The organism is Rossellomorea arthrocnemi (assembly GCF_904424705.1).
Classification (GTDB): domain Bacteria; phylum Bacillota; class Bacilli; order Bacillales; family Bacillaceae_B; genus Rossellomorea; species Rossellomorea arthrocnemi.
Genome location: NZ_CAJGBF010000029.1, coordinates 1 through 24,698 on the forward strand (window position 1 = coordinate 1; position 24,698 = coordinate 24,698).

General features: G+C 43.0%; 21 protein-coding genes, 16 tRNA genes and 2 rRNA genes. 37 read left to right on the top strand and 2 right to left on the bottom strand.

Annotation, left to right across the window (positions count from 1 at the left end):
• From BAA9072_RS21975 to BAA9072_RS22105, 27 genes are all read left to right on the top strand, one after another.
• Nucleotides 1-96: ribosomal RNA gene (locus tag BAA9072_RS21975) — 23S ribosomal RNA — on the top strand; the annotation flags it as partial.
• A 171-nt stretch (nt 97-267) separates the two neighbouring features.
• Nucleotides 268-384, top strand: a 5S ribosomal RNA gene (rrf, locus tag BAA9072_RS21980).
• Nucleotides 385-391: 7 nt separating this feature from the next.
• Nucleotides 392-466, top strand: a tRNA-Asn gene (locus BAA9072_RS21985).
• Between the two features lie 6 nt (nt 467-472).
• Nucleotides 473-564: transfer RNA gene (locus BAA9072_RS21990), tRNA-Ser, on the top strand.
• A gap of 18 nt (nt 565-582) precedes the next feature.
• Nucleotides 583-657 (top strand) — tRNA-Glu (locus BAA9072_RS21995).
• Nucleotides 658-697: 40 nt separating this feature from the next.
• Nucleotides 698-773: transfer RNA gene (locus BAA9072_RS22000), tRNA-Val, on the top strand.
• Between the two features lie 45 nt (nt 774-818).
• Nucleotides 819-892 (top strand) — tRNA-Met (locus tag BAA9072_RS22005).
• A 120-nt stretch (nt 893-1,012) separates the two neighbouring features.
• Nucleotides 1,013-1,089 (top strand) — tRNA-Asp (locus tag BAA9072_RS22010).
• A gap of 247 nt (nt 1,090-1,336) precedes the next feature.
• Nucleotides 1,337-1,412, top strand: a tRNA-Phe gene (locus tag BAA9072_RS22015).
• 14 nt (nt 1,413-1,426) lie between these two features.
• Nucleotides 1,427-1,502, top strand: a tRNA-Thr gene (locus tag BAA9072_RS22020).
• A gap of 16 nt (nt 1,503-1,518) precedes the next feature.
• Nucleotides 1,519-1,602 (top strand) — tRNA-Tyr (locus BAA9072_RS22025).
• A gap of 107 nt (nt 1,603-1,709) precedes the next feature.
• A tRNA-Trp gene (locus BAA9072_RS22030) sits at nt 1,710-1,783 on the top strand.
• 18 nt (nt 1,784-1,801) lie between these two features.
• Nucleotides 1,802-1,877: transfer RNA gene (locus BAA9072_RS22035), tRNA-His, on the top strand.
• A gap of 39 nt (nt 1,878-1,916) precedes the next feature.
• Nucleotides 1,917-1,988 (top strand) — tRNA-Gln (locus BAA9072_RS22040).
• A 4-nt stretch (nt 1,989-1,992) separates the two neighbouring features.
• A tRNA-Gly gene (locus tag BAA9072_RS22045) sits at nt 1,993-2,067 on the top strand.
• Between the two features lie 7 nt (nt 2,068-2,074).
• Nucleotides 2,075-2,148: transfer RNA gene (locus BAA9072_RS22050), tRNA-Cys, on the top strand.
• An 8-nt stretch (nt 2,149-2,156) separates the two neighbouring features.
• Nucleotides 2,157-2,240: transfer RNA gene (locus BAA9072_RS22055), tRNA-Leu, on the top strand.
• Between the two features lie 4 nt (nt 2,241-2,244).
• Nucleotides 2,245-2,318 (top strand) — tRNA-Gly (locus tag BAA9072_RS22060).
• 420 nt (nt 2,319-2,738) lie between these two features.
• Complete coding sequence (locus tag BAA9072_RS22065; protein ID WP_230980974.1) at nt 2,739-3,635, top strand: carbohydrate ABC transporter permease; 897 nt, start codon at nt 2,739-2,741, stop codon at nt 3,633-3,635.
• A complete protein-coding gene (locus BAA9072_RS22070) occupies nt 3,635-4,462 on the top strand; it encodes a carbohydrate ABC transporter permease (RefSeq protein WP_201716732.1) in 828 nt (275 codons plus the stop codon). The genes BAA9072_RS22065 and BAA9072_RS22070 overlap by 1 nt, the downstream gene beginning before the upstream one ends.
• A gap of 82 nt (nt 4,463-4,544) precedes the next feature.
• Nucleotides 4,545-5,819, top strand: coding sequence for an ABC transporter substrate-binding protein (locus tag BAA9072_RS22075; protein WP_201716733.1), 1,275 nt, complete (start codon nt 4,545-4,547; stop codon nt 5,817-5,819).
• 142 nt (nt 5,820-5,961) lie between these two features.
• Nucleotides 5,962-7,773, top strand: a complete 1,812-nt coding sequence (locus tag BAA9072_RS22080) for a cache domain-containing sensor histidine kinase (protein WP_201716734.1) — start codon at nt 5,962-5,964, stop codon at nt 7,771-7,773.
• Entirely contained in the window at nt 7,754-9,322 is a 1,569-nt protein-coding gene (locus tag BAA9072_RS22085) for a response regulator transcription factor (RefSeq protein ID WP_201716735.1), read from the top strand. The genes BAA9072_RS22080 and BAA9072_RS22085 overlap by 20 nt, the downstream gene beginning before the upstream one ends.
• Nucleotides 9,323-9,338: 16 nt before the next feature.
• On the top strand, nt 9,339-10,064 hold the full coding sequence (locus BAA9072_RS22090) for a ThuA domain-containing protein (RefSeq protein ID WP_201716736.1): 726 nt from the start codon (nt 9,339-9,341) through the stop codon (nt 10,062-10,064).
• A 19-nt stretch (nt 10,065-10,083) separates the two neighbouring features.
• Nucleotides 10,084-11,109 carry a Gfo/Idh/MocA family protein gene (locus tag BAA9072_RS22095; protein WP_201716737.1) on the top strand — a complete coding sequence of 342 codons (1,026 nt, stop codon included), beginning with the start codon at nt 10,084-10,086 and terminating at the stop codon, nt 11,107-11,109.
• A 14-nt stretch (nt 11,110-11,123) separates the two neighbouring features.
• Complete coding sequence (locus tag BAA9072_RS22100; RefSeq protein WP_201716738.1) at nt 11,124-12,164, top strand: Gfo/Idh/MocA family protein; 1,041 nt, start codon at nt 11,124-11,126, stop codon at nt 12,162-12,164.
• Between the two features lie 13 nt (nt 12,165-12,177).
• The gene (locus BAA9072_RS22105) at nt 12,178-13,146 is read left to right on the top strand and encodes a sugar phosphate isomerase/epimerase family protein (protein ID WP_201716739.1); all 969 of its coding nucleotides are present in this window, start codon (nt 12,178-12,180) and stop codon (nt 13,144-13,146) included.
• Between the two features lie 271 nt (nt 13,147-13,417).
• On the opposite strand, the gene BAA9072_RS22110 is transcribed toward BAA9072_RS22105, so the two are convergent.
• Nucleotides 13,418-14,089: a B3/B4 domain-containing protein gene (locus BAA9072_RS22110; protein ID WP_201716740.1), complete on the bottom strand. Its 672-nt coding sequence runs from the start codon at nt 14,087-14,089 to the stop codon at nt 13,418-13,420.
• 116 nt (nt 14,090-14,205) lie between these two features.
• Here BAA9072_RS22110 and queG point away from each other — a divergent pair, with 116 nt between their 5' ends.
• The 9 genes from queG (at nt 14,206) to BAA9072_RS22155 (ending at nt 22,908) form a co-directional block, all read left to right on the top strand.
• The gene (queG, locus tag BAA9072_RS22115; protein ID WP_201716741.1) at nt 14,206-15,345 is read left to right on the top strand and encodes a tRNA epoxyqueuosine(34) reductase QueG; all 1,140 of its coding nucleotides are present in this window, start codon (nt 14,206-14,208) and stop codon (nt 15,343-15,345) included.
• Between the two features lie 84 nt (nt 15,346-15,429).
• Nucleotides 15,430-16,302, top strand: coding sequence for an amidase domain-containing protein (locus BAA9072_RS22120; protein WP_408015258.1), 873 nt, complete (start codon nt 15,430-15,432; stop codon nt 16,300-16,302).
• A 66-nt stretch (nt 16,303-16,368) separates the two neighbouring features.
• Nucleotides 16,369-16,842 (top strand): tRNA (uridine(34)/cytosine(34)/5-carboxymethylaminomethyluridine(34)-2'-O)-methyltransferase TrmL, encoded by a 474-nt coding sequence (gene trmL / locus BAA9072_RS22125; protein WP_201716742.1) that lies wholly within the window; start codon nt 16,369-16,371, stop codon nt 16,840-16,842.
• Nucleotides 16,843-16,927: 85 nt separating this feature from the next.
• Nucleotides 16,928-17,677 (top strand): oxygen-insensitive NADPH nitroreductase, encoded by a 750-nt coding sequence (nfsA, locus tag BAA9072_RS22130; protein WP_201716743.1) that lies wholly within the window; start codon nt 16,928-16,930, stop codon nt 17,675-17,677.
• Nucleotides 17,678-18,400: 723 nt separating this feature from the next.
• Nucleotides 18,401-20,296, top strand: a complete 1,896-nt coding sequence (locus BAA9072_RS22135; protein WP_201716744.1) for a PrkA family serine protein kinase — start codon at nt 18,401-18,403, stop codon at nt 20,294-20,296.
• A gap of 99 nt (nt 20,297-20,395) precedes the next feature.
• A complete protein-coding gene (locus tag BAA9072_RS22140; protein WP_201716745.1) occupies nt 20,396-20,575 on the top strand; it encodes a hypothetical protein in 180 nt (59 codons plus the stop codon).
• A gap of 81 nt (nt 20,576-20,656) precedes the next feature.
• Complete coding sequence (locus tag BAA9072_RS22145; RefSeq protein ID WP_201716746.1) at nt 20,657-20,830, top strand: hypothetical protein; 174 nt, start codon at nt 20,657-20,659, stop codon at nt 20,828-20,830.
• A gap of 285 nt (nt 20,831-21,115) precedes the next feature.
• Nucleotides 21,116-22,276, top strand: coding sequence for a sporulation protein YhbH (gene yhbH / locus BAA9072_RS22150; RefSeq protein WP_408015259.1), 1,161 nt, complete (start codon nt 21,116-21,118; stop codon nt 22,274-22,276).
• 143 nt (nt 22,277-22,419) lie between these two features.
• A complete protein-coding gene (locus BAA9072_RS22155) occupies nt 22,420-22,908 on the top strand; it encodes an STAS domain-containing protein (RefSeq protein WP_201716748.1) in 489 nt (162 codons plus the stop codon).
• Between the two features lie 25 nt (nt 22,909-22,933).
• Here BAA9072_RS22155 and rpiA read toward each other — a convergent pair whose 3' ends face one another.
• The gene (gene rpiA / locus BAA9072_RS22160; protein WP_201716749.1) at nt 22,934-23,626 is read right to left on the bottom strand and encodes a ribose-5-phosphate isomerase RpiA; all 693 of its coding nucleotides are present in this window, start codon (nt 23,624-23,626) and stop codon (nt 22,934-22,936) included.
• An 85-nt stretch (nt 23,627-23,711) separates the two neighbouring features.
• Here rpiA and BAA9072_RS22165 point away from each other — a divergent pair, with 85 nt between their 5' ends.
• The gene (locus BAA9072_RS22165) at nt 23,712-24,698 is read left to right on the top strand and encodes a Gfo/Idh/MocA family protein (protein WP_201716750.1); all 987 of its coding nucleotides are present in this window, start codon (nt 23,712-23,714) and stop codon (nt 24,696-24,698) included.

Sequence of the window (24,698 nt, forward strand, 5' to 3'; positions counted from 1 at the left end):
TAAGATCCCTAGAAGATGACTAGGTAGATAGGTCAGAGATGGAAGCATGGCGACATGTGGAGTTGACTGATACTAATCGATCGAGGACTTAACCATAAAGAGTCATGATTTTAATGAACAACAATTGATCGATATTCGGCTTTCTTGACATCAATCCTTTATCTAGTTTTCAGGGAACAAATTTTATATGAAAATATAAAAAAAACCTTGAAAAATTATATCTACACGATATAATAATACTTGTCCTTTAATAGAGACAAGATATAGTCTGGTGACAATGGCGAAGAGGTCACACCCGTTCCCATGCCGAACACGGAAGTTAAGCTCTTCAGCGCCGATGGTAGTTGGGGGATCTCCCCCTGTGAGAGTAGGACGTCGCCAGGCATATCGTTCCGCAGTAGCTCAGTGGTAGAGCTATCGGCTGTTAACCGATCGGTCGCAAGTTCGAATCTTGCCTGCGGAGCCATTATAGGGAGAGCTGTCCGAGTGGCCGAAGGAGCACGATTGGAAATCGTGTAGACGGTTAACGCTGTCTCAAGGGTTCAAATCCCTTGCTCTCCGCCATTATATTTTTCTAAATAAGGCCCATTGGTCAAGCGGTTAAGACACCGCCCTTTCACGGCGGTAACACGGGTTCGAATCCCGTATGGGTCACCAAAGTTTTTTACAGAAGCCAAATAGCTTATCATTTACATATGGAGGATTAGCTCAGCTGGGAGAGCATCTGCCTTACAAGCAGAGGGTCGGCGGTTCGATCCCGTCATCCTCCACCAAGTTTTTTTACGAAAGTAAAATAAACTTCCTTAACATAGTATCGTCGCGGGGTGGAGCAGTTCGGTAGCTCGTCGGGCTCATAACCCGAAGGTCGCAGGTTCAAATCCTGTCCCCGCAATACCATTTTGACTCGGATATGAATTAGGATGTTGATCATTCTCAATGAGTCTCGTATGGATAGTTATTTTCGCTGTCGCGAAGGTAATGAAAGTTATTTTGACTATCGTCAAAAAACTCTGGTCCGGTAGTTCAGTTGGTTAGAATGCCTGCCTGTCACGCAGGAGGTCGCGGGTTCGAGTCCCGTCCGGACCGCCATTTTTAATTTGATTTTAATGAATGTTTATTGAAAAAGAAAAGGGTTTCGATAAGTGAGCTAACGAAGAGATTCGAATCTTAGCGGAAGCCGAAAACTATTTGGCTCAGTAGCTCAGTTGGTAGAGCACGATGAATAAGCTTCACCCGAGTAAACATCAGCGTACTGCTCGAGCAGCTCCTTGATTCAGCTTCCTGAGAGCTGGACGATGGACTACAACATTCTAATTTTAGGATGCATACTAAATATGGCTCAGTAGCTCAGTTGGTAGAGCAATGGACTGAAAATCCATGTGTCGGCGGTTCGATTCCGTCCTGAGCCACCATTTATTTACTTGATGCCGGTGTAGCTCAACTGGTAGAGCAACTGACTTGTAATCAGTAGGTTGGGGGTTCAAGTCCTCTTGCCGGCACCAGTCAAGTGATTTAGCTGGAGGGGTAGCGAAGTGGCTAAACGCGGCGGACTGTAAATCCGCTCCTTCGGGTTCGGCAGTTCGAATCTGCCCCCCTCCACCAAGATTTTTTACGAAGCGAAAGCGGAGTGAAATAATCCTCCTTAAGCTAAACACAGAGGAGTACTATGCTTCAAAGCGAATAGCAAGAGGTTTTGTAAGATATTTCATAGGGGTATAGTTTAACGGTAGAACGAAGGTCTCCAAAACCTTTGGTGTGGGTTCGATTCCTACTACCCCTGCCAATTTTCATTTTCATTATGGCGATTGTGGCGAAGTGGTTAACGCACCTGATTGTGGTTCAGGCATTCGTGGGTTCGATTCCCATCAGTCGCCCCATAAAAGTCACATTTCCATTTCCGTGACATATACTATCAGTGGGCTATAGCCAAGCGGTAAGGCATCGCACTTTGACTGCGACATGCGTTGGTTCGAATCCAGCTAGCCCAGTAGTGCGGAAGTAGTTCAGTGGTAGAACACCACCTTGCCAAGGTGGGGGTCGCGGGTTCGAATCCCGTCTTCCGCTCCAATATTAAGGCGGCATAGCCAAGTGGTAAGGCATGGGTCTGCAAAACCCTGATCACCGGTTCAAATCCGGTTGCCGCCTCCAAATGTAATGCCGGTGTGGCGGAATTGGCAGACGCGCACGACTCAAAATCGTGTTCCTCTGGAGTGCCGGTTCGATCCCGGCCACCGGTACCACATCGCGGGTGTAGTTTAGTGGTAAAACCTCAGCCTTCCAAGCTGATGATGAGGGTTCGATTCCCTTCACCCGCTCCAACTTACATACGATAGACTTTCTCTTAATGAGGAAGTCTTTTTTTATTGATTACCTGTGAAAAAGCATCAAATTATCATCATTTCAACGTTATGTGCGTTTATCTAATCGTCTTTGCTCCATTTACTTTTGATCAAAACCAATATATTTTCAAAAATCGACCATTTATTTTCAATTCCAGTACTATATTTCAAAAACGCATTTCACCCCGTGCACCTAACCGAACCACAAGGAAACCCAACCTTTCATTTACCCACCACAACAAAAACGATATAGTCAAAATTTTGCACCTTCTTAGTCAATTGAGTTCCCCTATTGAAGAAAGCGCTACCATTATAATGAAAGAAAGCGATTACACAATTAGGGTGGTGAGACGGGTGGAACCAAAGATTCAGACGGGACCAGTAAGCCCAGATGTACAAATGAAGGCAGTGACGAAGAAGAAGTTTAAGTATAAGAGCTTACTTACGTACGCTGCCTTTGTAGGACCGGCACTTTTATTTTTCTTAGTGATTCAGATTCTTCCATTCTTAATGGGCGTGTATTATTCCTTTACTTCGTGGAATGGTGTCAGCTCGGTTGTTGAGTGGGTAGGATTCGAGAATTATAAGAAAATCTTCACGGATGATAAGACGTTCTTTAATTCCTTTATGTTTACAACGAAGTTTATGTTCGCAGCTGTAATTATTAGTAACTTGATAGGGTTCGGGTTTGCCTTGTTGCTGAACGCAGCGTTGAAGACCCGAAATATTTTACGGACAGTATTTTTTATTCCTAACGTCATTGGAGGATTGTTACTCGGATTCATCTGGCAGTTCATCTTTGTGAAAGGATTCGCATCACTTGGGAATATGACGGATATCGGATTCTTTAAAATGCCTTGGCTGGGTGATGAGAAGACGGCTTTCTGGGGGATTGTCATCGTATTTGCATGGCAGATCTCGGGATACATGATGGTCATTTACGTGGCAGCCTTGCAAGGGGTGGACAATTCACTTCTGGAGGCAGCCAAGATGGATGGGGCATCGAATTGGACACTGTTGACGAAGATCATCATTCCTTTGATCTTACCGGCATTCACAATTTGTTTCTTCTTAACTATTTCCATGGCCTTTAAGATATTCGATCTCAACATCTCACTGACAGGCGGTGGTCCATTCAACTCTACACAGTCTGTTGCGATCAATATTTATCAGGAAGCATTCCAGAATAACCGTTATGGACTTGGGACCGCGAAATCGATTCTGTTCTTTGTGGTCGTGGCTGTGTTTACAACGGTTCAGGTGATGGTGACGAAGAAGAAGGAGGTTGAGGCATAATGGGCAATCGCTATACGAAGAGAACGTTTGTATTAGAGATCATCGGGATTGTCATTGGGCTCATTTTCCTTATCCCTTTCTACTTTGTATTGGTCAACTCGGTAAAACCATTCGCTGCGATTTTGATTGATGCGGCAGCGTGGCCGAAGGAATTTATGTTTTCCAACTATGCCAAGGTGTGGGAGGTCATTAATTTCCCCCGTGCATTCTGGAATTCATTGGTCATCACGGTTTTCAGTAATATAGGTTTAGTCATCATCAGTTCCATGGCGGCATGGAAGATGGTGCGCACGCCTGGGAGGTTCAGTAAAATTCTGTTTGTCATCTTTGTATCCGCCATGGTGATTCCGTTCCAGACGGTGATGATTCCCCTCATGAAAGTTGGGGGTACGTTAGGGATTACTAATAGCATTCCAGGTTTGATCATCATGTACTTCGGATTCGGTGTACCCTTATCCCTGTTCTTATATCACGGATTTGTGAAAACGGTTCCGATTGAAATCGAGGAATCGGCGATGATAGACGGCTGCAGTCAGTTTGGCGTGTTTTGGAGAATCGTATTTCCGTTACTGAAACCGATCACAGTGACAGTGATCATTTTGAACACTTTGTGGATTTGGAATGATTATCTGCTTCCACTCCTTGTGTTACAGGATGCGGAACTGCGCACGATTCCACTTGCAGCAAGCTCGTTCTTTGCACAGTATACGAAACAATGGGATATGGGACTTGCAGCATTGGTGCTTGGAATAACACCGATCGTCATTTTCTTCCTATTTTTACAGAAGCATATCATTAAAGGAATTGCATCAGGTTCCATCAAGTAGATATAAAGTTTCTGTGGAAATGGTCTATCATTGATACAGAAATTTATATAAAATATTTTATATCAGGGAGGTCAATCCATTTATGAAACGTATTCTATTACTTTGTATGTCTTTGGTTTTAGTATTTGGAATTATTGCCGGCTGTTCTTCTAAAGACAAAACAAGCAGTTCAGGGGATTCCGGTTCAGGTGATGATGTTGTAACACTAAATTTCTTCCAGTTCAAGGTTGAAATAGCCGATCAGCTTCAAGAAATGATCAAGGAATTCGAAGCGGAGCACCCGAACATTAAGGTAAAGCTTGAAACAGTTGGTGGAGGTGCCGATTACGGTGCGGCCCTTAAAGCGAAATTTGCTTCTGGTGAAGAGCCGGATATTTTCAACAATGGTGGGTTCAAAGAGTTGGAGCTTTGGAAAGAAAAGCTTGCGGATCTTTCTGGTGAACCATGGGTAGAGCATGTCCTTCCGATTGGTAAAGTTCCGATGACTGATGAGGACGGTAAGCTGTATGGAATGCCTGTTAACTTAGAGGGGTATGGATTTGTTTATAATAAAGATTTATTTGAAAAAGCGGGCATTACCGAGCCTCCTGCAACGATTGATGAATTAAAAGACGCTGCCAAGAAACTTGAAGCGAAGAAAATTACTCCATTCTCAGCTGGTTACGGCGAGTGGTGGGTAATCGGTCAGCATTTACTGAATATTCCTTTTGCACAGCAGGAAGATCCGGATGCCTTCATCGCTGGCCTTTATGATGGATCTGAGAAATTTGTAGGAAACGAGAAATTCAAAGAGTTCAAAGAGGTTCTTGACACTGAGCTTAAATATGCAAACGATAATCCTTTAACAACGGATTATAATACGCAAGTAACGTTGTTTGCCTCAGGTGAAACAGCAATGCTTCAACAAGGAAATTGGACTGAGAACATGATCACGGAAATCAATCCTGATATCAACATGGGATTCCTTCCAATTCCTATCAGCAATGACGACAGCGCAAATCGCCTTCCTGTCGGTGTACCGAATAACTGGGTATTGAATAAAAACTCTGAACACCTTGAAGAAGCGAAAACATTCTTGGAGTGGATGGTTTCTTCTGAAACAGGTAAGCGTTATATCACGGAAGAATTTGCGTTCATCCCTGCATTCGATAATATCGAGCCGAATGGTCTAGGTGACTTAGGTCAATCAATCCTTGACTACTCTAAGGACGAGAATACCATTCCTTGGACTTGGTTTAAATGGCCGGATGGAGCGAACAAAGAATTCGCTGCAACGATTCAGGAATATGCAGCCGGGAAAATCGATTACGATACTGTACTTGAGCGATTCCAACAAACTTGGGATAACTTGAAGTAAACAGAATAATAGAAAGCATGTCTACTGAAGACATGCTTTCTATTTTATAAGTTTAGTAGGAATATTTTGAAAAAACACTTCCAAGAGGAGCGAATAACACTTTATACTAGTGTATAAGTGAGACCTGGGAGGTCCGTCCCTCATGTTAAAAACAAGCATTCGGAATAAGTTGATTGTGTTGTTGATGATTACGACGATTGTACCGTTTGGCAGTTCGATCATTATTACATATTTGTATACGAAGAATTCGATAGAGGAGCAGGTTGTGAAGGAGAGCAGTAATCTGCTTTATCAAGGGAAGGTGAATTTGGAGAGCTATATCAATGAGCTCAACGGATTGACGCTGTCACTCTACAATAATCCTGATTTCATTAATTTCATGAGGTCGCCAAGTAAGGAGAATAACTACTTGACGATCGGGATCGTGAAAAATATTGTGCAAACGATTCTCTACACAGGGGATACGATCAGCGGGGTACGTATTTCCTTCGCAGATGGCGATAGGGTCATTTCAGCAACGAAACGGTCCACAGTTGTGTTCTCCAATAGAATAAAAGATTCACAATGGGAACACTTCAGGGAGGCTGAGCGAAGCCCGTATAACATGTACATTGAACCAACCTATAGCCAGGAAGAGGAGAGCATTAACCGTTCGAAGGAAATCGTTACGATTCACCGGGCATTTCGAAATATCCCGGGAGATGAGGTACTAGCGTATATTTCCCTGGATATTTCACCTGATAAAATCATCGATTTGAGCAGGAATCTTTATAATTCTGAATCAGAGGAATTTTATTTATTGTCTTCAGAAGGGGAGATGATTTACAGCTCGGATCGGGACGTATCGGATGATGGCAACAATCAGAAATGGATCAAAAGGATAATGGAGTCAAAGGATGTTTCAGGGACCCTTGAGTGGAAGGAAGATAAGTTCAATGGGGTGATGATGTACGATCAGCTTCCAACTTCAGCCGGTGGATGGTTCCTGGTGAAGAGGGTATCTTATGCCAACCTTTATGAAAGTGCTTTTAGTGTGGCAAAGATCAATATCTTGTTTGGGGTTCTTGGCTTAACCCTCGTGGTACTGGCAACACTGTTTGTTTCCTTTAAGATTACTTCACCAATCCGGATACTCCTTACAAATATTCAACAGGTAGAAAAGGGGAATATGAAGGTTCAGGCAGAATCATTCGGCTCCGATGAAATTGGGATCCTTGGGTTTCGGTTTCAGCAGATGATCGAGCGGATCAACCATTTGATCAACAGGGAATATAAGCTTGAGTTAGAAAATAAAACAAATCAATTAAAGGTCCTGCAATCCCAGATCAATCCGCATTTTCTCTACAATGCCCTGCAATCCATTGGTACGATTGCTCTCAAGAACAAGATTCCACAAATTTACTCCTTGATCACCCATCTATCTAAAATTATGAGGTACGGGATGAATATGGAAGAAGATGTGGTTCCTTTAAGCAAGGAGATCAATTATACAAATGCCTACCTCCTGCTTCAAAAAGAGCGTTTTGGTAAGAACCTGGAATACAGTGTCGAAATGGCTGATGAGGTGAAGGAAGTTCAGGTCCCTAAAATGATCCTACAGCCCCTCATCGAAAACTACTTCAAGCACGGATTCGATATCCGTGAAGGAGTAGGACAGATTGCACTAACATGCTATCAGGAGGGGAAAGAACTGGTGATGATCGTCCGTGACAACGGAGTCGGGGTGACGGAAGAAAGGCTCAGGGAAATTGAGGAACACTTTAAAGCAGATGCATGGAATAAAACAGGAGAAGAAACGAATATCGGATTGAAAAATGTTTATGTAAGGTTAAAGCTTTACTTTGAGCACTTATCGACTCTGCTCCTTGAGAATCATAAAGGGGGAGGCTTTATGGTCACCATAAGGCTGCCAATACGACTGGAAGGTGAGGCAAATGAAAGCAATCATCATTGACGACGAAAAGCATGTACGTGAAGGGTTACTTTTGTTAGCGGAGTGGGATAAGCACGGTATCCACACCATCCTGGAGGCAGAAGACGGAGATGAAGCCATCGAATTGATCACAGAGCACAGGCCGGAGATCATCTTTACAGATATGAGAATGCCGAAGCGGGACGGCATCAACTTGTTAAAATGGCTTCATGCCTCTGACCTTACAAGTAAAACCATTGTTGTGAGCGGATATGATGATTTCGAATACATGAGAAACGCGATTTATTATAAGAGCTTTGATTATATTCTGAAGCCGATCGAGCCGGAAGTACTGAATGAAACCCTGGGTAAAGCAGTGAAGGAATGGAATGAACAAGCCCGATCAAGAAGATCCCAAGTCGAGGAAAAACGAGTCATGAATGAAGCAAAGCCTTTATATTGGGATCGAATATTTTCAAGCCTATGTGCGAAAGAGGGCATTGCGCCTGAGATGGTGGAAAAGGTGGAGAGAGAGTTTGGTGTTTTGTTACCCAAGCTGGAGAAGACGGTCGCCCTCCTGCCGATCAAGCCGATTATGATGAAATCCTTTCAGGGTGACAGGGACCTTGCCTTTTTCACTCTCATCAATATTTGCAATGAGCTCTTGCGAAAGCAGAATGATGGGGTCTGCTTCCGGAATAGCAACAAAGAAGATGAACTTGTCATTCTCTTCTGGAATCATAAGCATGTGACGTATTTGCTGAAAGAAATATACTCTTTAATCTATCAATACAGCAAGGTATTTACAGTTTTGGCTATGGGGAAGAAGTCGAAAAAAGTAAATGAAGCCTATGAATCCGCCCATGAAGTGTTTTCAAGGCATACACTGCTCGCTCAAAAGAAAATTGTCACCCACCGGGATGTGAAGGCAGGTTCACTCCTGCATTTATTGGATCACTCCAATGAAATGAAGTGGGCGATCCGTTCAGGGAGCAGACCTCAGGTACAGTCCCAGCTTGATGTGATCTTCGTCCAATTAGAAAGCAGTCATACCCTTTCCCTGGAACAGCTTAAGGTATGGGAGGATCAATTTGAACTATTACGAAATAATTGGTTGAAAGAATATGAAATCAAGCGTCAGGAACCATTCTATCGTGGCACGGATTATTGGAATGAAGATGGATCGTTTTCTTTCAGGAAGTTTAAAGAAGAAAAGGCAAAACAATTTAATGAACTTATACAAACACTGACAGACGCTAAATATCAGAAAGAGAAAAACAATATGCAGCATATTGAAGAATACCTGCAGCAGCATTATCAGGAAGATATCAATCTTCAGGAAATTGCCGACAGATTCTTTTTAAGCAGGGAATACATTTCACGTAAGTTCAAACAGGACTATGGAGCCACCATCACGGATTATGTCACGAATATCAGGATGGAAAAGGCAAAGAAGCTCCTAGAAAACCCTTATTTAAAAATTTACGAAGTAGCCTACGGTGTCGGATATGGGAATGAAAAGTATTTCAGTAAGGTTTTTAAGAAACATGCCGGTGTTACACCAAATGAATACCGGCATGCCCAAACATAAACTTGGAGGTTTTACAATGATAAACGTAACAGTATGGAATGAAAATCGTCATGAACAGAAGAATCCAAAAGTGAGAGAAGTGTATCCTGAAGGAATTCATGGTGCCATCGCCTCTTTCCTCGATGAAGCGTCCTACAATGTGAAAACCGCTACATTGGATGAAGGTGATCACGGATTGACGAAAGAAGTACTGGAAGGTACGGATGTATTGGTCTGGTGGGGCCATATCGCCCATGAAGAGGTGAAGGATGAAGTGGTGGAACGGGTGAAACAGCGCGTTCTTGACGGAATGGGCTTGATCGTCCTTCATTCAGGTCATTTCTCTAAAATTTTTAAAAACTTGATGGGGACATCCTGTGACCTTAAGTGGCGTGAAGCGGATGAGAAGGAACGCATCTGGATCGTGGACCCGAGTCATCCGATCACAGCCGGCTTAGGGGAATATTTCGAGCTTGAAAAAGAAGAAATGTATGGAGAACACTTTGACATCCCGGCTCCTGACCAGCTTGTGATGGTAAGCTGGTTCGAGGGTGGAGAAGTGTTCAGAAGCGGTTGCACATATCAGCGAGGAAACGGTAAAGTGTTTTACTTCCGTCCGGGACATGAAACGTATCCCACTTATTATAATGAAAATGTTCAAAAGGTCATCGTCAATGCAGTGAAATGGGCAGCACCTGTGGATCATGCAAGACCAGTGTATGGGAATGCACAGCCACTCGAAGAAATCAAAGGATCAAACTGAAATTAGAGGAGGAAAAATCATGAATACATTAAAAATCGGGGTCATTGGATGCGGAAGCATCGCGCAGCACCGACATCTTCCAGAATATGCAAATAATAAATACGTTGAAGTGATAGCGGTTTGTGACATCGTGGAAGAACGGGCATGTAAAATGGCCGAAGTTGCCGGAGGAAAAGTGTATACCAATTATAAAGAACTGCTGGCAAACGCTGAAGTTGAAGCTGTTAGTGTATGTACACCTAACTACCTGCATGCTCCGATTTCCATCGATGCCTTAAACGCAGGAAAGCATGTCTTATGTGAAAAGCCCATGGCAACTTCAAGTGAAGAAGCCAAAGGCATGATTGATGCTGCCGCTAAAAGCGGTAAAAAGCTGATGATCGCTCATAACCAGCGTTTTGTCCCTTCCCATCAAAAAGCAAAGCAGCTCATTGAAAGTGGTGAAGTAGGCAGAATCTACAGCTTCCGTTCTGCATTTGGTCACGGCGGTCCTGAAGGATGGAGTGCGGACGGGAAAGACAGCTGGTTCTTTAAAAAGGATGAAGCGTTCATCGGAGCAATGGGTGACCTTGGTGTTCATAAAACCGATCTTCTTCGTTATATCTTAGGGGAAGAATTTGCCGAAGTTGGAGCCTTTGTTGAAACAAGTGCAAAGGAAAACGCAGATGTGGATGATACGGCTGTATGTGTATTGAAAACAGAAAGCGGTACAATCGGTACCCTGGCTGCAAGCTGGTCTTATGTGTCCAAAGAAGACAATTCTACAATCATTTATGGAGAGAAAGCCATTCTTCGCTTAGAGGATGATCCGGTAAACTCCCTAATTGTTCAATATGCAACCGGGGAAGTAGTGAAATATGAGCTTGGCGGTATTCAAACAAATGATGACGGCGGCCAGACGAATTCCCGTGTGATTGATCAATTTGTTCACAGCATTCTTCAAAATGAAGAGCCTGCTGTTACGGGAGAAGAAGGAAAGAAATCGCTGGAAGTGGTTTTATCCGCTCTGGAATCAAGTGAAACGAAAAGAATTATAAAACTGTAGAGGTGGATGCAGCAATGACGAAACTGCGGATGGGTGTGATTGGCGTTGGGGGCATAGCCCAGACACGTCACATCCCTACTTTTATCAAACTATCAGATTCTGTATCTATTGAAGCGATTAGTGATATCAATCCAGTCACAGCTCAAACCGTGGCAGAAACGTATAACATTCAACATGTATTCAGCGATTATCGGGATATGTTTGAACTGGTGGATGCAGTGACGATTTGCACACCAAATAAGTTCCATGCAGAAATAACGATAGCCGCTCTACAAGCAGGTATTCACGTATTCTGTGAAAAGCCCATGGCCATGACCCCTGAAGAATGTGAAAGTATGATCGTGGCGGCAGAGGAATCGAAGAAGGTTCTCGCTGTCGCGTATCACTATCGTTTTATGAAGGATTCTCGTGCTGCGAAGCGAGTGATCATGGAAAGTGAAATAGGCGAACCAATGGTGGCAAGAGCAAGAGCGATCCGTCGGCGCAAAGTTCCGGGATGGGGAGTATTCACGAATAAGGAGCTTCAAGGCGGGGGAAGCCTGATCGATTATGGTTGTCACTTTCTCGATCTATCCCTGTGGCTCCTCGGAAACCCGTCGCCTGTAGAAGTAACCGGTTCCACCTACAACAAGCTTAGTAGAATGCCGGATCAGGTGAATCAATGGGGTGACTTTGAAAAAGAGAACTTTGAAGTCGATGATCATGTAACGGCTTATATCAAGTTCGATAACGGTGCATCCATGCTATTTGAAACATCCTGGTCTGCAAACGTCAAGAGCGATGAGGAAAGTATGAGCATCTCAGGCGTAACGGGAGGAATCGATCTATTCCCATTTCAAATGAACCAGATGAAGCATGGAATGCTCTTAAATAGTGAAGCGAATTGGGTTCCGGGTGAAGATGACCCAAGTCTTCCACAAGCACAGAACTTCATCAACAGCTGTCTCGGTTTAGAGGAGCTGGTGGTAAAACCGAAAGAAGCGATGCAGGTATCTCAGATCATCGATGCCATCTATAAAAGCGGTGAAACTGGACAAAGCATCCGATTGAAATAGGAGGAAGCATATTATGAAACTTGGAGTATTTACTGTATTATTTTCACAAAAGAATTTTGAAGAAATGCTTGATTATGTAAAAGAAGCCGGGCTTAACGCAGTCGAGATCGGTACAGGAGGATATCCCGGAAATGCTCACTGCAACCTGGATGCTCTATTAGAAAATGAAGAAAAGAGAAAAGAATACTTAGAGAAAGTTACATCAAGAGGACTTCAAATCAGTGCCTTCAGCTGTCACGGGAATCCAATCTCTCCAGATGCAGCTTTTGCAGAAGAATCCCATTCAGCCCTTCAGAAAACGATCAAGCTTGCCGGTTTGATGAACGTACCTGTCGTGAACTGCTTTTCCGGAACTGCTGGTGACCATGAAGGAGCAAAGCATCCGAACTGGCCAGTATCGCCTTGGCCGAATGAATACGGGGATATCCTGAAGTGGCAATGGGAAGAAAAACTGATCCCTTATTGGAAAGAGATAGGGAAGCTTGCAGAAAATCATAACGTTAAAATCGGTCTTGAGCTCCACGGTGGCTTCCTGGTACATACTCCGTATACATTATTGAAGCTTCGCCAAGAAACGTGCGATGCCATTGGAGCCAATCTGGATCCAAGTCATCTTTGGTGGCAGGGAATCGATCCGGTTGCCGCGATTAAAATCCTTGGGAAGGAAAATGCGATTCACCATTTCCATGCGAAAGATACGTATATTGACCAGGAAAACGTCAACATGTATGGCCTGACAGATATGCAGCCATACGGAAGCGTTCAAACAAGAGGGTGGTCCTTCCGTTCAGTGGGCTGTGGTCATTCCTTGCAGGAATGGTCGGATATGATGAGTACTCTGCGCACATTCGGGTACGATTATGTCGTAAGTATCGAGCACGAGGATCCAATCATGTCGATCGAAGAAGGATTTGGACGTGCCGTGAAGAATCTGAAGTCGATTTTGATTGAAGAACAGCCATCGGATATGTGGTGGGTGTAGGTTTAAAGGGGAGGGTCCCGTTATGGGGCTCTTTTTTTTATGGAGGGGAAGAGGTCTGGGGGCAGATAGTTTATATGGGGCAATCGTTTACAATGAATGTGGATAGGATGGATTCACTAAGCCCTAACTGAAAGTAAATCAACATTTCCGTCATTTGGCTGATAGAAAAGCAGGGTTCAGGAATAAATCTTTAAAGTACCTTGAGATTGGTGATTTAGATCAATTTTACATAAAAAAACAGAATCCCTGTAACCAGAGATCCTGTACTAATCTATTCTCTCACCACTTCAAATGATCCTTCACCCCCATGGATCGCGAGGAACATATCCATTAATGATTTCGTGAGTTTCCGGCATTCTTCCATGGAAAGGGAGGGGTTGAGAAAGATGATTTGAACGGCATTCTTCGTTTCTCCGCCGACTGGTGCACGGTCAGAATCCACGAATGGACTTCCGAAAGGTCCGTCCCCGTCACATGCGACGATGAGGTTTTCAAGGGAGTTTTCGCGGCCGTTGAGACCTATGTAGGTTTCTCCTGTGTCCCCCACTTTTAACTCGATGTTATCCCCTTTAAGTCCTGCACAGTCGTAGATACCGATAGGCACTTCGTATTGTAGAGAGAAGAAGTTATTAAGATCAATGGCAGAGTTAATAGTCGTCAGGTAGTTTTGCTTTTTGACCCTGCGAAAAAGTGCCTCGGCTGAATGACGGTAGCGATTCGGATCTTTACCTGTACTCTTGAAGATATTACGCCATGCGGAAATCCCCTCTAGTTCTGTCACGTTTTTATCTTGAAGGTCAAAGAAAATGGATTCCTGAAATAGCTGAAGTCTGCCTTTCAGCATTTGAGGGGAAGGGCCAACTTCGATATTATCATATTGGATAAATCCCACTTTGAATTCAGGGGTATTGCTGGTAATGGATGAACCAATTGTGATTTCCACTTATTTTCCCTCCACATTTGTTTTAAAATAGTTTATCATAATACACATTGCCATTTCACGTTAGCTTATTTATAAGCGATTAAAAAAATTATTAAAATTTGAAAGGAGGAAAGGCAATGGATATGGATCAATTAAAGCAGGATATCATTTCGTATAGCAAGAAAATTGGGATTGATAAAATTGGCTTTACGACGGCAGGGGCATTCTCTGAAATGAAAAACAGGCTTCTGCGTCAGGAGATGCTTGGGTATCAATCCGGGTTTGAGGAGAAGGACATTGAAAAGCGGGTTGATCCTTCCTTGATATTTGATCAGCCTAAATCGATCATTGCCATTGCTCTTGCCTACCCTTCCAAGATGAAAAACGCTCCCCAAAGTAAACGGGGAGAGAGGCGTGGGATCTTCTGCAGGGCATCATGGGGGACGGATTATCACCATGTGCTCAGAGATCGTCTTTCCAAGCTGGAAGACTATATTGTCTCAATAGTCCCTCAGGCACGTTTCAAATCCATGGTGGATACGGGTGAACTCGTGGACCGGGCCGTGGCAGAGCGTGCCGGGATTGGCTGGAGCGGAAAAAACTGTTCCATCATCACCCCTGAATTCGGGTCTTATGTGTATTTGGGAGAAATGGTGACCAATCTTCCATTTGCACCAGATTCACCAATGGAAGACCAGTGTGGAACATGCAACAAATGCGTGGATGTTTGTCCTACAGGAGCATTGATAGAAGGGGGGCAGCTGGATTCTCAGAAGTGTATTGCCTTTTTGACGCAAACCAAGGGCTTTCTTGCTGATGAATACAGGGTGAAGCTCGGTAATCGTTTATACGGCTGTGACACTTGTCAAACGGTTTGTCCTGAGAATAAAGGAATGGATTTTCATTTCCATGAAGAAATGGAGCCGGATCCGGAAATGGCGAAACCACTGTTAAAGCCTCTCTTAAAAATCAGTAACCGTGAGTTCAAAGAAAAATACGGTCATGCATCTGGGTCATGGAGAGGAAAGAAGCCGATTCAGAGAAACGCGATTATTGCACTTGCTCATTATAAGGATACAACGGCCATCGATGAACTTGTTGAAGTGATGAATAATGATGTTCGGCCAGTCATTCGTGGGACCGCTGCCTGGGCATTGGGCAAAATTGGCGGAGAAATAGCGGAAGAAGCGCTACTTAAACAGCAAACGATTGAAACGGATGAAGAAGTCTTAGTTGAAATTCAAAAAGGTCTTAACTTAATACGTCCCAAAGGATAAACTCATCAATTTCCCTGAGTTTATCCTTTTTTGTTTTGAACAGTATGACTAGTGCATAACAATTAGGGAGGAGGGAAGACGATGATCAGAAAGCTGTTAATGGAAAAAGTCCATCATGTAATCGAAGAATATACTTCTCGAAGTCAGTCCGATTACCACAGTGACAAAGTGAAAAGGAAGAAAGCATCATGTCAGGAGCGCCACGCAGAAATTGTGAAAGTGGATGCAACCGGAAAAGTTCTGCGTATCACACAAGAAAACAATGAGACTCAAACCATTTTATATGATGTTCACTATAAATATCTCATCAAACAGGGGGCCATGCTCTATTTGGAAGAGGAAGTGGAGAATCGAATGGCGGTCTTTTATAATGATAAAATATACGAAGATGGAGAAATTCAGATTCAACGTGGAGATAGCATAGAAGAAGAAGAGAGCGTAACCTATGAAGAAATAGACAGAGTGACTTATCGGTATAATCGACTAAGTGCCGTCCAATATGCAGAACGTTGGTGGAACAGCTATAATCCGGCATTCAAGAAGTTCGAAAATGATTGTACGAACTATATTTCACAGTGCCTTCATGCGGGGGATGCGCCAATGCGCGGATATCCGACTAAGGGAAAGGGCTGGTGGATGAGGAATCAGAACTGGAGTTATAGTTGGACGGTGGCGAATTCCTTGAGGTGGTATATCCCTAATTCGACTGTTGGACTTCGCGGGAGACTTGTAGATGACCCGAAAGAGTTAAAGCTTGGGGATGTGATTTGCTACGACTTTGAAGGGGACGGACGTTTTGACCATACGACCATTGTAACGGGGAAGGATGCGGGCGGAGAGCCCCTCGTGAATGCCCATACCTTCAATAGCCGGATGAGATATTGGAAATATGAAGACTCCACTGCTTATACTCCTAATATGAAATATCGTTTTTTTACGATAGTAGATGACCGCTAAGGCTTGTTCTGTGGGTAGGAAGTGGTATAATGTCACTTAGAGTTTTATGAATGAGGTGACATTGACATGGGAGTACATGTTGTATTATATCAACCAGAAATCCCTGCAAACACAGGGAATATAGCAAGAACGTGTGCAGCGACCGACACAACCCTGCACTTGATCCGCCCACTCGGTTTCTCAACAGATGATAAAATGTTAAAGCGTGCCGGGCTTGACTATTGGCAGTTTGTAAACATTGTATATTATGATTCCATTGAAGATTTCTTTGAGAAAAATGACGGTGGAGAATTTTTCTATTTAACCAAATATGGGAAAATTCCGCATACAAACTTTGATTACAGCGTGGAAGACAAAGATTATTTCTTTATCTTTGGCAGGGAAACATCCGGGCTCCCGGATGATATCATCCAAAATAACTTGGATCGTGCACTGCGGATACCAATGAACGAAAACGTACGTTCATTGAACCTGTCCAATACAGCGGCAATTCTGATTTATGAAGCATTAAGACAAAGAAATTATCCGGGTTTGTTATAAAAAAAAGGAATGAAAATCAAAAGATTTTCATTCCTTTTTTTATTTGGCTTATAATAAAAGAAAGAATGTGAAGGAGAGAGTACATATGAACGAAACCATCGAAACGATTCTTAATCACAGGTCCATCCGACATTTCAAGAATGAGCCCTTGACCAATGAGCAAATCCGGACGATTATCTCCAGTGCCCAGGCTGCGAGTACGTCCAGTTATATACAAGCATATACAATCATCGGGGTGAAGGATCCTGCTAAAAAGAAAAGGTTGGCAGAGCTAGCAGGTCCACAATCATATGTGGAAGAAAATGGTCATTTCTTTGTTTTCTGTGCTGATTTGTACCGCCACGAGAAGATAGGGGAATGGGAAAATGCCGATGTCATTCCCTCACTGGAAAGTACGGAAAAATTCATGGTGGCGGTCATTGACGCTTCATTGGCTGCCCAGAATGCCTCCATTGCCGCTGAATCCATGGGGCTTGGGATCTGCTATATAGGCGGCATCCGAAATGATCTGGAATCAGTAAGTGAACTCCTGGGTCTGCCTGATCGGGTCGTTCCTTTATTTGGAATGGCTGTCGGTATCCCTGAGAGTCATTCGGATGTTAAGCCGAGGCTGCCAATGGAAACGGTTTATCATGAGGATTCATACAATGTAGATGAAGCCTCCATAAAAGAGGGGCTCGACCGCTACGATGAAACCATTTCAGCTTATTACCATGCCCGGACGGCGGGGAAACGATCCGATCGCTGGACCGCACAGATGGCGAAGATGCTGTCTGGTAAAAAGCGGATGTACATGAAGGAATTCGTAGAGAAGAAAGGGTTTAATAATAGATAGTTTACTGTTTACTATAAAGTAGGATTTATCATATGGCAGGGGATAACAAAAACAACTGGCATGGGCCAGTTGTTTTTGTTATATCATCATTTTATTGTGGACAACTCTATAAAGAGTGTCTTCCAGCTCCGGCGGCTAGAGGCTCGAGGTCGTAAGAGGAATCAACCAAAAAGGCAAAAGGCGCCTTTCCGGTTGGTTCCTCTTACGCTTGTCGCCTCTGATCGAGCCGCCTGCGCTTTAGTAGTCATCCAGCTCCGGCGGCTAGAGGCTCGAGGTCATAAGAAGAACCAACCAAAAAGGCAAAAGGCGCCTTTCCGGTTGGTTCTTCTTATGCTTGTCGCCTCTGGTCGAGCCGCCTGCGCTTTAGTTTGAACCTGGTTTATCGTTATATCCAGCAGTGAAAATCGCTACTAAAAACACTAAAGATACACCTACGATCATAACAGTACCCATATTTTTGTAACCTCCCAGCTTACTTATTCCACAGTCTGTCTTTAGTATAGCCTATTTTTAATTTGATGTGAACGAAAGTTGGATTTTTTTTGTTGTTTTTGAAAGTTTAAAGAGCCGGAAGGAAAGCGTTTACTATTTTTGGGCAATTTCAGTGTTTAAAGGGAAGACCGACCGTTTGTCTTTAATAAAAATATCTTATTAACATGTTCGGGTGAACAAGCGCATAGAGTATATTAATCGTCTCTCATTAAGCGACAGGGGGAGGTCCTTATGGATATTTTAAAAAGAATCGAACATTACCGAGAAGAAGAAGAGAAACTGAAATGGGAAGGGACGTTTGCTCAGTATTTAGACCTGCTGAAAGAGAAGCCTTGGATCGGGCAGTCTGCTCATTCAAGAGTCTTTAATATGATTAAAGATGCCGGAGTCGAGGAGGTCGAGGGGAAACGGAAGTATAAATTCTTCAGCAATCAATTATTTGGCTTAGAAGAGGCGCTGGAAAGACTCGTTGAAGAATACTTTCATCCTGCTGCGAAACGATTAGACGTGAGAAAGAGGATTTTATTATTGATGGGTCCTGTAAGTGGAGGGAAATCAACTCTCGTTTCCATGCTGAAACGGGGACTTGAGCATTATTCCCGAACCGAAAGAGGAGGCGTATTCTCGATTAAAGGATGTCCGATGCATGAAGATCCACTGCATTTGATCCCTCAGCACTTACGAGAAGATTTTTACGAAGAGTATGGCATCCGCATTGAAGGGAATTTATCTCCGTTAAACACGATGCGATTGGAGAAAGAGTACCATGGACGTATTGAAGACGTTCAGGTAGAAAGAGTCTTTTTCTCAGAAGATAAACGAGTAGGAATAGGTACGTTCAGTCCATCCGATCCGAAGTCACAGGATATCGCCGATTTGACAGGAAGCATTGACTTCTCTACCATTGCTGAATTTGGTTCTGAATCCGATCCACGCGCGTATCGATTTGACGGGGAATTAAATAAAGCGAACCGTGGTTTAATGGAATTCCAGGAAATGTTGAAATGCGATGAAAAGTTTTTATGGCATTTATTGTCCCTTACCCAGGAAGGTAACTTCAAGGCTGGCCGATTTGCCTTGATATCAGCAGATGAGCTGATTGTGGCACACACGAATGAAACCGAGTATCGCTCATTCATATCAAATAAAAAGAATGAAGCCTTACATTCACGTATTATCGTCATGCCTGTACCTTATAACCTGAAGGTCACCCAGGAAGAGAAGATATATGAGAAAATGATCAACGAAAGTGATGTATCCAATGTCCACGTTGCTCCTCATACGCTAAGGGTCGCAGCTATGTTCACGATCCTGACCCGGATGAAGGAACCGAAGCGAGGTGATATCGATTTAATTAAGAAGATGCGTCTGTACGATGGTGAAAATGTAGAAGGCTTTAATTCTGCAGACGTGGATGAGATGAAGAAGGAATACCAGGATGAGGGAATGAGCGGTATTGATCCGCGTTATGTGATCAACCGTATTTCTTCTACGATTATTCGAAAAGAAATACCGACCATTAATGCGTTAGATGTTCTCCGTGCTCTGAAGGAAGGACTGGATCAGCATCCATCGATTACAAATGAACTTCGTGAGAAATATTTAAACTTTATTTCCCTTGCCCGGAAAGAGTATGATGATATTGCCAAGAAAGAAGTCCAGAAAGCCTTTGTATATTCGTATGAAGAGTCTGCGAAAACCCTTATGGATAATTATCTTGATAATGTTGAAGCATACTGTAATAAAGCAAAACTTCATGACCCGTTAACGGGTGAGGAAATCAATCCGGATGAAAAGCTGATGCGTTCCATCGAGGAGCAAATCGGCATCTCCGAAAATGCAAAGAAAGCATTCCGTGAAGAAATTCTGATCCGTATCTCTGCATATGCACGTAAAGGAAAGCGTTTCGACTATAATTCTCATGATCGCCTGAGAGAAGCCATTCAGAAGAAGCTGTTTGCTGACTTGAAGGATGTTGTAAAGATCACAACATCATCCAAAACGCCAGACGAACAGCAGCTGAAAAAAGTCAACGAAGTGGTTGCCCGCCTCATCGATGAACATGGCTACAACTCAACATCCGCAAACGAATTACTGCGCTATGTGGGCAGCCTGTTGAATCGTTAATAGAAGAGTGATCGGGAGGTGCATGGCACCTCCCGATTTGCCATTGGAGTTTAATTCTCTCTTCTACAGGGAAAAGTAGTACCCAAGAGGTGAAGAGATATGAGTAGAAATAAACACGAATTGGATAAAAATTATGAACCTGAAAACGGCTCTATGGCACATGATATGGAAGAAATGGAGCAGTTAGGAAAACAAATGGATAAGCTCAGGACGAATGAAGAATTAAAAGAAGACAAGAAACAGCCTGATCCCGTTCAGTTCAAAGAAAAAGACAAGTAATAGTTGACAGAAAAGTCTGAATAAATTAATCTGTAGATAGAGAGCTGGGCCCATTATATCTAATAAAGGTGGGTTGATAAGATGTCTTTTAAACCTAAACCTCGGGAAGAAGCGGAACCTCTTAACGGATGTATGGCCTCCAATATGGAGGAAGTCATTAAATTGGGGAAGCAAATGGAGAAATTACGTTCCAGTGGCGAACTAAAGGTACACAATCGCGTTTCAGACCCGGCTCAATATGAAGAAGAAGCTTAATCAGGTGTTACTGCCTGGTTTTTTTTTATTGTAATATGCCTTTAGCCAATACAAATTCTGTACATAGTGGGACCGAAGACAACCTGTCTGAAAAATAGGCTTGTCCAATCATAAAAGAACAATTAATTGTCGAAATTATTTGTAAATTTATTAATACTTCTGCATAGGATAGAGTAATCCCCGTTTCACTTCATGGGATACGTGCAGATAAGACAGTCAACATAGTGTATGCAGGAAAATGAAAAAATGTGAAAAAAATTTAAGGAGGGGAATAATTTGAGTCAAATGGATAATCATCAGTTTGTCATTTCCAAGGAAGATTGGGCCCTCCACCGCAAAGGTCACGATGATCAACAAAGACACCAAGAGAAAGTTCAGGATGCCATCCGCAACAATTTACCAGACTTGATCACTGAAGAGAATATTGTCATGTCCAATGGCCGAGATGTCGTCAAAATCCCGATTCGTTCGTTAGATGAATATAAAATTCGTTATAACTATGATAAAAATAAACATGTCGGGCAGGGAGACGGTGAGAGCCAGGTAGGGGACGTCATTGCAAGAGATGGATCACAACAGCAGCAGGGTCCTGGAAAAGGTCAAGGGGCCGGGGATAAAGCCGGTGAAGATTACTATGAAGCAGAAGTATCGATGCTTGAAATTGAGGAAGCCTTATTCAGCCAATTGGAACTTCCGAACCTGAAGAAGAAAGAGCAGGATGTCCAAACCGTAGAGCATATTGAGTTCAATGATATCCGAAAAACTGGCCTAATGGGGAATATAGATAAGAAGAAGACGATGATGTCTGCCTTTAAGAGAAATGCAATGAAAGGAGCACCAAGCTTTCATCCAATCTTTACTGAAGATCTGAAGTTCAGAACATGGAATGAAGTATTAAAGCCGGAATCAAAAGCCGTCGTATTAGCGATGATGGATACAAGTGGTAGTATGGGAGTTTGGGAGAAATATATGGCAAGGAGCTTCTTCTTCTGGATGACCCGATTCTTACGGACGAAATATGAAACCGTGGAAATCGAATTTATTGCCCATCATACGGAAGCAAAAGTTGTATCAGAAGAGCACTTCTTCTCGAAAGGAGAAAGCGGTGGAACGATCTGTTCATCAGCTTATCGTAAAGCGCTGGAACTCATTGATGGAAAGTATCCTCCAAGCCGTTACAACATTTATCCATTCCATTTCTCGGATGGGGATAATCTGACGTCCGATAATGTGAGGTGCGTCAAGCTTGTAGAAGAATTAATGAAAGTGTCGAGCATGTTCGGATACGGGGAAGTAAATCAGTATAACCGTCACTCCACTTTAATGTCTGCCTATAAAAATATTAAAAACGATGATTTCCGTTACTACATCCTTAAACAAAAAGCCGATGTATTCCATGCCATGAAGAGCTTCTTCCATAAAGAGCAGGAAAAGGCATTCGCGTGAGGAAAACCAGCCGACGAGGCTGGTTTTTCTCTGTTCATCTATTTATCTGGTTACATATGAAATCATTAGGCAGTATGATATTTATAGTGCTAATATATATAGAAGTACTTCTTCATACATTCCAATAAGCGGTGAGGGCTATCATGACAAGTGAACGTCAAGAAATTCAACAATTAAAGCAAGAAGTGAAAGAATTAAAAGAACAGCTGGCTCAATCAGAACAGCTCATCATGGAAATCTCAGCACCCATCATTCCATCCATTGTCCCTGAGACGATCCTGGTCCCCATTACGGGCAGACTCAGTCCGGAACGCTTTGAGAAAATCATTACAAAGATTTTGGACGTCTCTTATGGAGAGGACATAAACACTATTATTGTAGACTTTTCAGCGATATCAGAAAAAGAAATAGGGGAAATTGATATCTTCGGCACCTATATCCAGAACATGGCCAAGGCTATTGGATTGATGGGCATCGAGACAGTTTTCGTCGGATTCACTCCTTCCCTTACACAAATTATGATCCATTCAGGGGTAAGGGAGCTTCAAGGGATCAAGAGCTTCTTGACTTTCCGTACGGCTTTGCAATATTTGATGAGGGAAAAAGACATCGAATTTCAAAGAGTCAATTAATAAAACCAGCCTCTTTGGTTGGTTTTTATTTTGGTTTCCCCTCGTCAATTCCTTTTTTGGTTACGATCTCCACACCATCTTTTTTTCCGACAATCATCATGTCTGCCATGTCAATGAATAGCCCCGTTTCCACAACGCCTACTAATTGTTTTATGTTCGTATGGAGGGAAATGGGATCATCAATTGTTGGAAAATGACAATCCACAATATAGTTGCCATTATCGGATATGAAGATGTCATCATTTTCCTTTCTTAGAACCGGTATACAGCCTAATTCAGCAAGAGTTTTATTCGTCACTTCCCATCCGAATGGGATGACTTCAACAGGAAGGGGAAAGGAACCAAGCTCAGTAACCAATTTCGACTCGTCCACGACGATGATGAACTTCCTGGTGAAGGAATCAATAAATTTTTCCCTTACTAATGCCCCGCCTCCACCTTTTATTAAGTTGAACGTTGGATCCACTTCATCTGCGCCATCTATGGAAAGGTCCAGCTCATTCACTTCAAAGAAGCTGGTCAATGGGATCCCGGCCACCTTAGCCAGACGCTCTGTTTCCATTGAAGAGGGAATAGCCTTGATCTGTAGGCCTTGGGACACAAGTTCCCCTAATTTTTGAATCGTCCAATAAACAGTTGAGCCGGAGCCTAATCCGATCGTCATTCCGTTTTGTATATATTCGGCTGCTTTTTCACCTGCTAATTTCTTTTCGTTCATCACTTTACGACCCCTTTCGGACTGAATATCGTTTTACTTTGCATTCTATACTAGAATAAACATGAATGAAAGAAGGAGAGATCATATGATAAGATTCGGAATCATTGGAACCAATTGGATCACTGATCGCTTTATACAAGCGGCAGAAGGAGTGGATGGATTAAAATTTGAAGCAGTTTATTCGAGAACAGAAGAGAGGGCAAGAGCATTTGCTGAGACCCATGGGGTCAACCGTTATTTTACCGATATACATGAGATGGCAAGTAAAGAGCATATCGATGCCGTTTATATAGCGAGCCCCAATTCATTTCACTGCAGCCAGGCGGTGGCGTATTTGAATAAAGGCATTCACGTGCTATGCGAGAAGCCGTTAGCTTCCAATGAAAGGGAAGTCCAAGAAATGGTTTCGGCTGCAAAGAAGAACAATGTATTGCTCATGGAGGCAGTAAGGACTACATTCCTGCCCAATTTTCAGGTGCTTAGAGAAAAGCTGCACACAATTGGGGTCATCCGAAAAGTGAATGTGAGTTGCTGTAAATATTCTTCCAGATACGATGCATATAAGGAGGGAACGATCCTGAATGCTTTCAATCCCGCCTTTTCCAATGGTGCCCTAATGGATTTGGGTGTCTACTGCATCTTCCCCATGATGGTCCTGTTTGGTGAACCGGATGAAATAAAGGCAACGGCGATCATGCTGGATTCAGGTGTCGACGGGTCAGGAAGTGTCATTATGAATTATAAAAATATGGATATCGTGGCGACCTTCTCCAAAATCTCGAATACTCAACTCCCGACAGAAATACAAGGGGAGGATGGAACCGTCACCATCGATAAAATAGGTGAATTCAGTACTCTGACGTTTTCTTACCGTAATGGGGGAACCTTTACCTATACTCAAAAAAACGATCATCCTCCGATGTATTATGAAATCCAAGACTTTGTTTCCATCATTTTATCAGAGGGAAAATACGAATCACCTATCAATTCGTACCAACATTCACTCCTGAGCTCCAGGGTGATGGATATGGCGAGAAAACAAATCGGCTTGGTTTTTCCTGCGGATAGATGA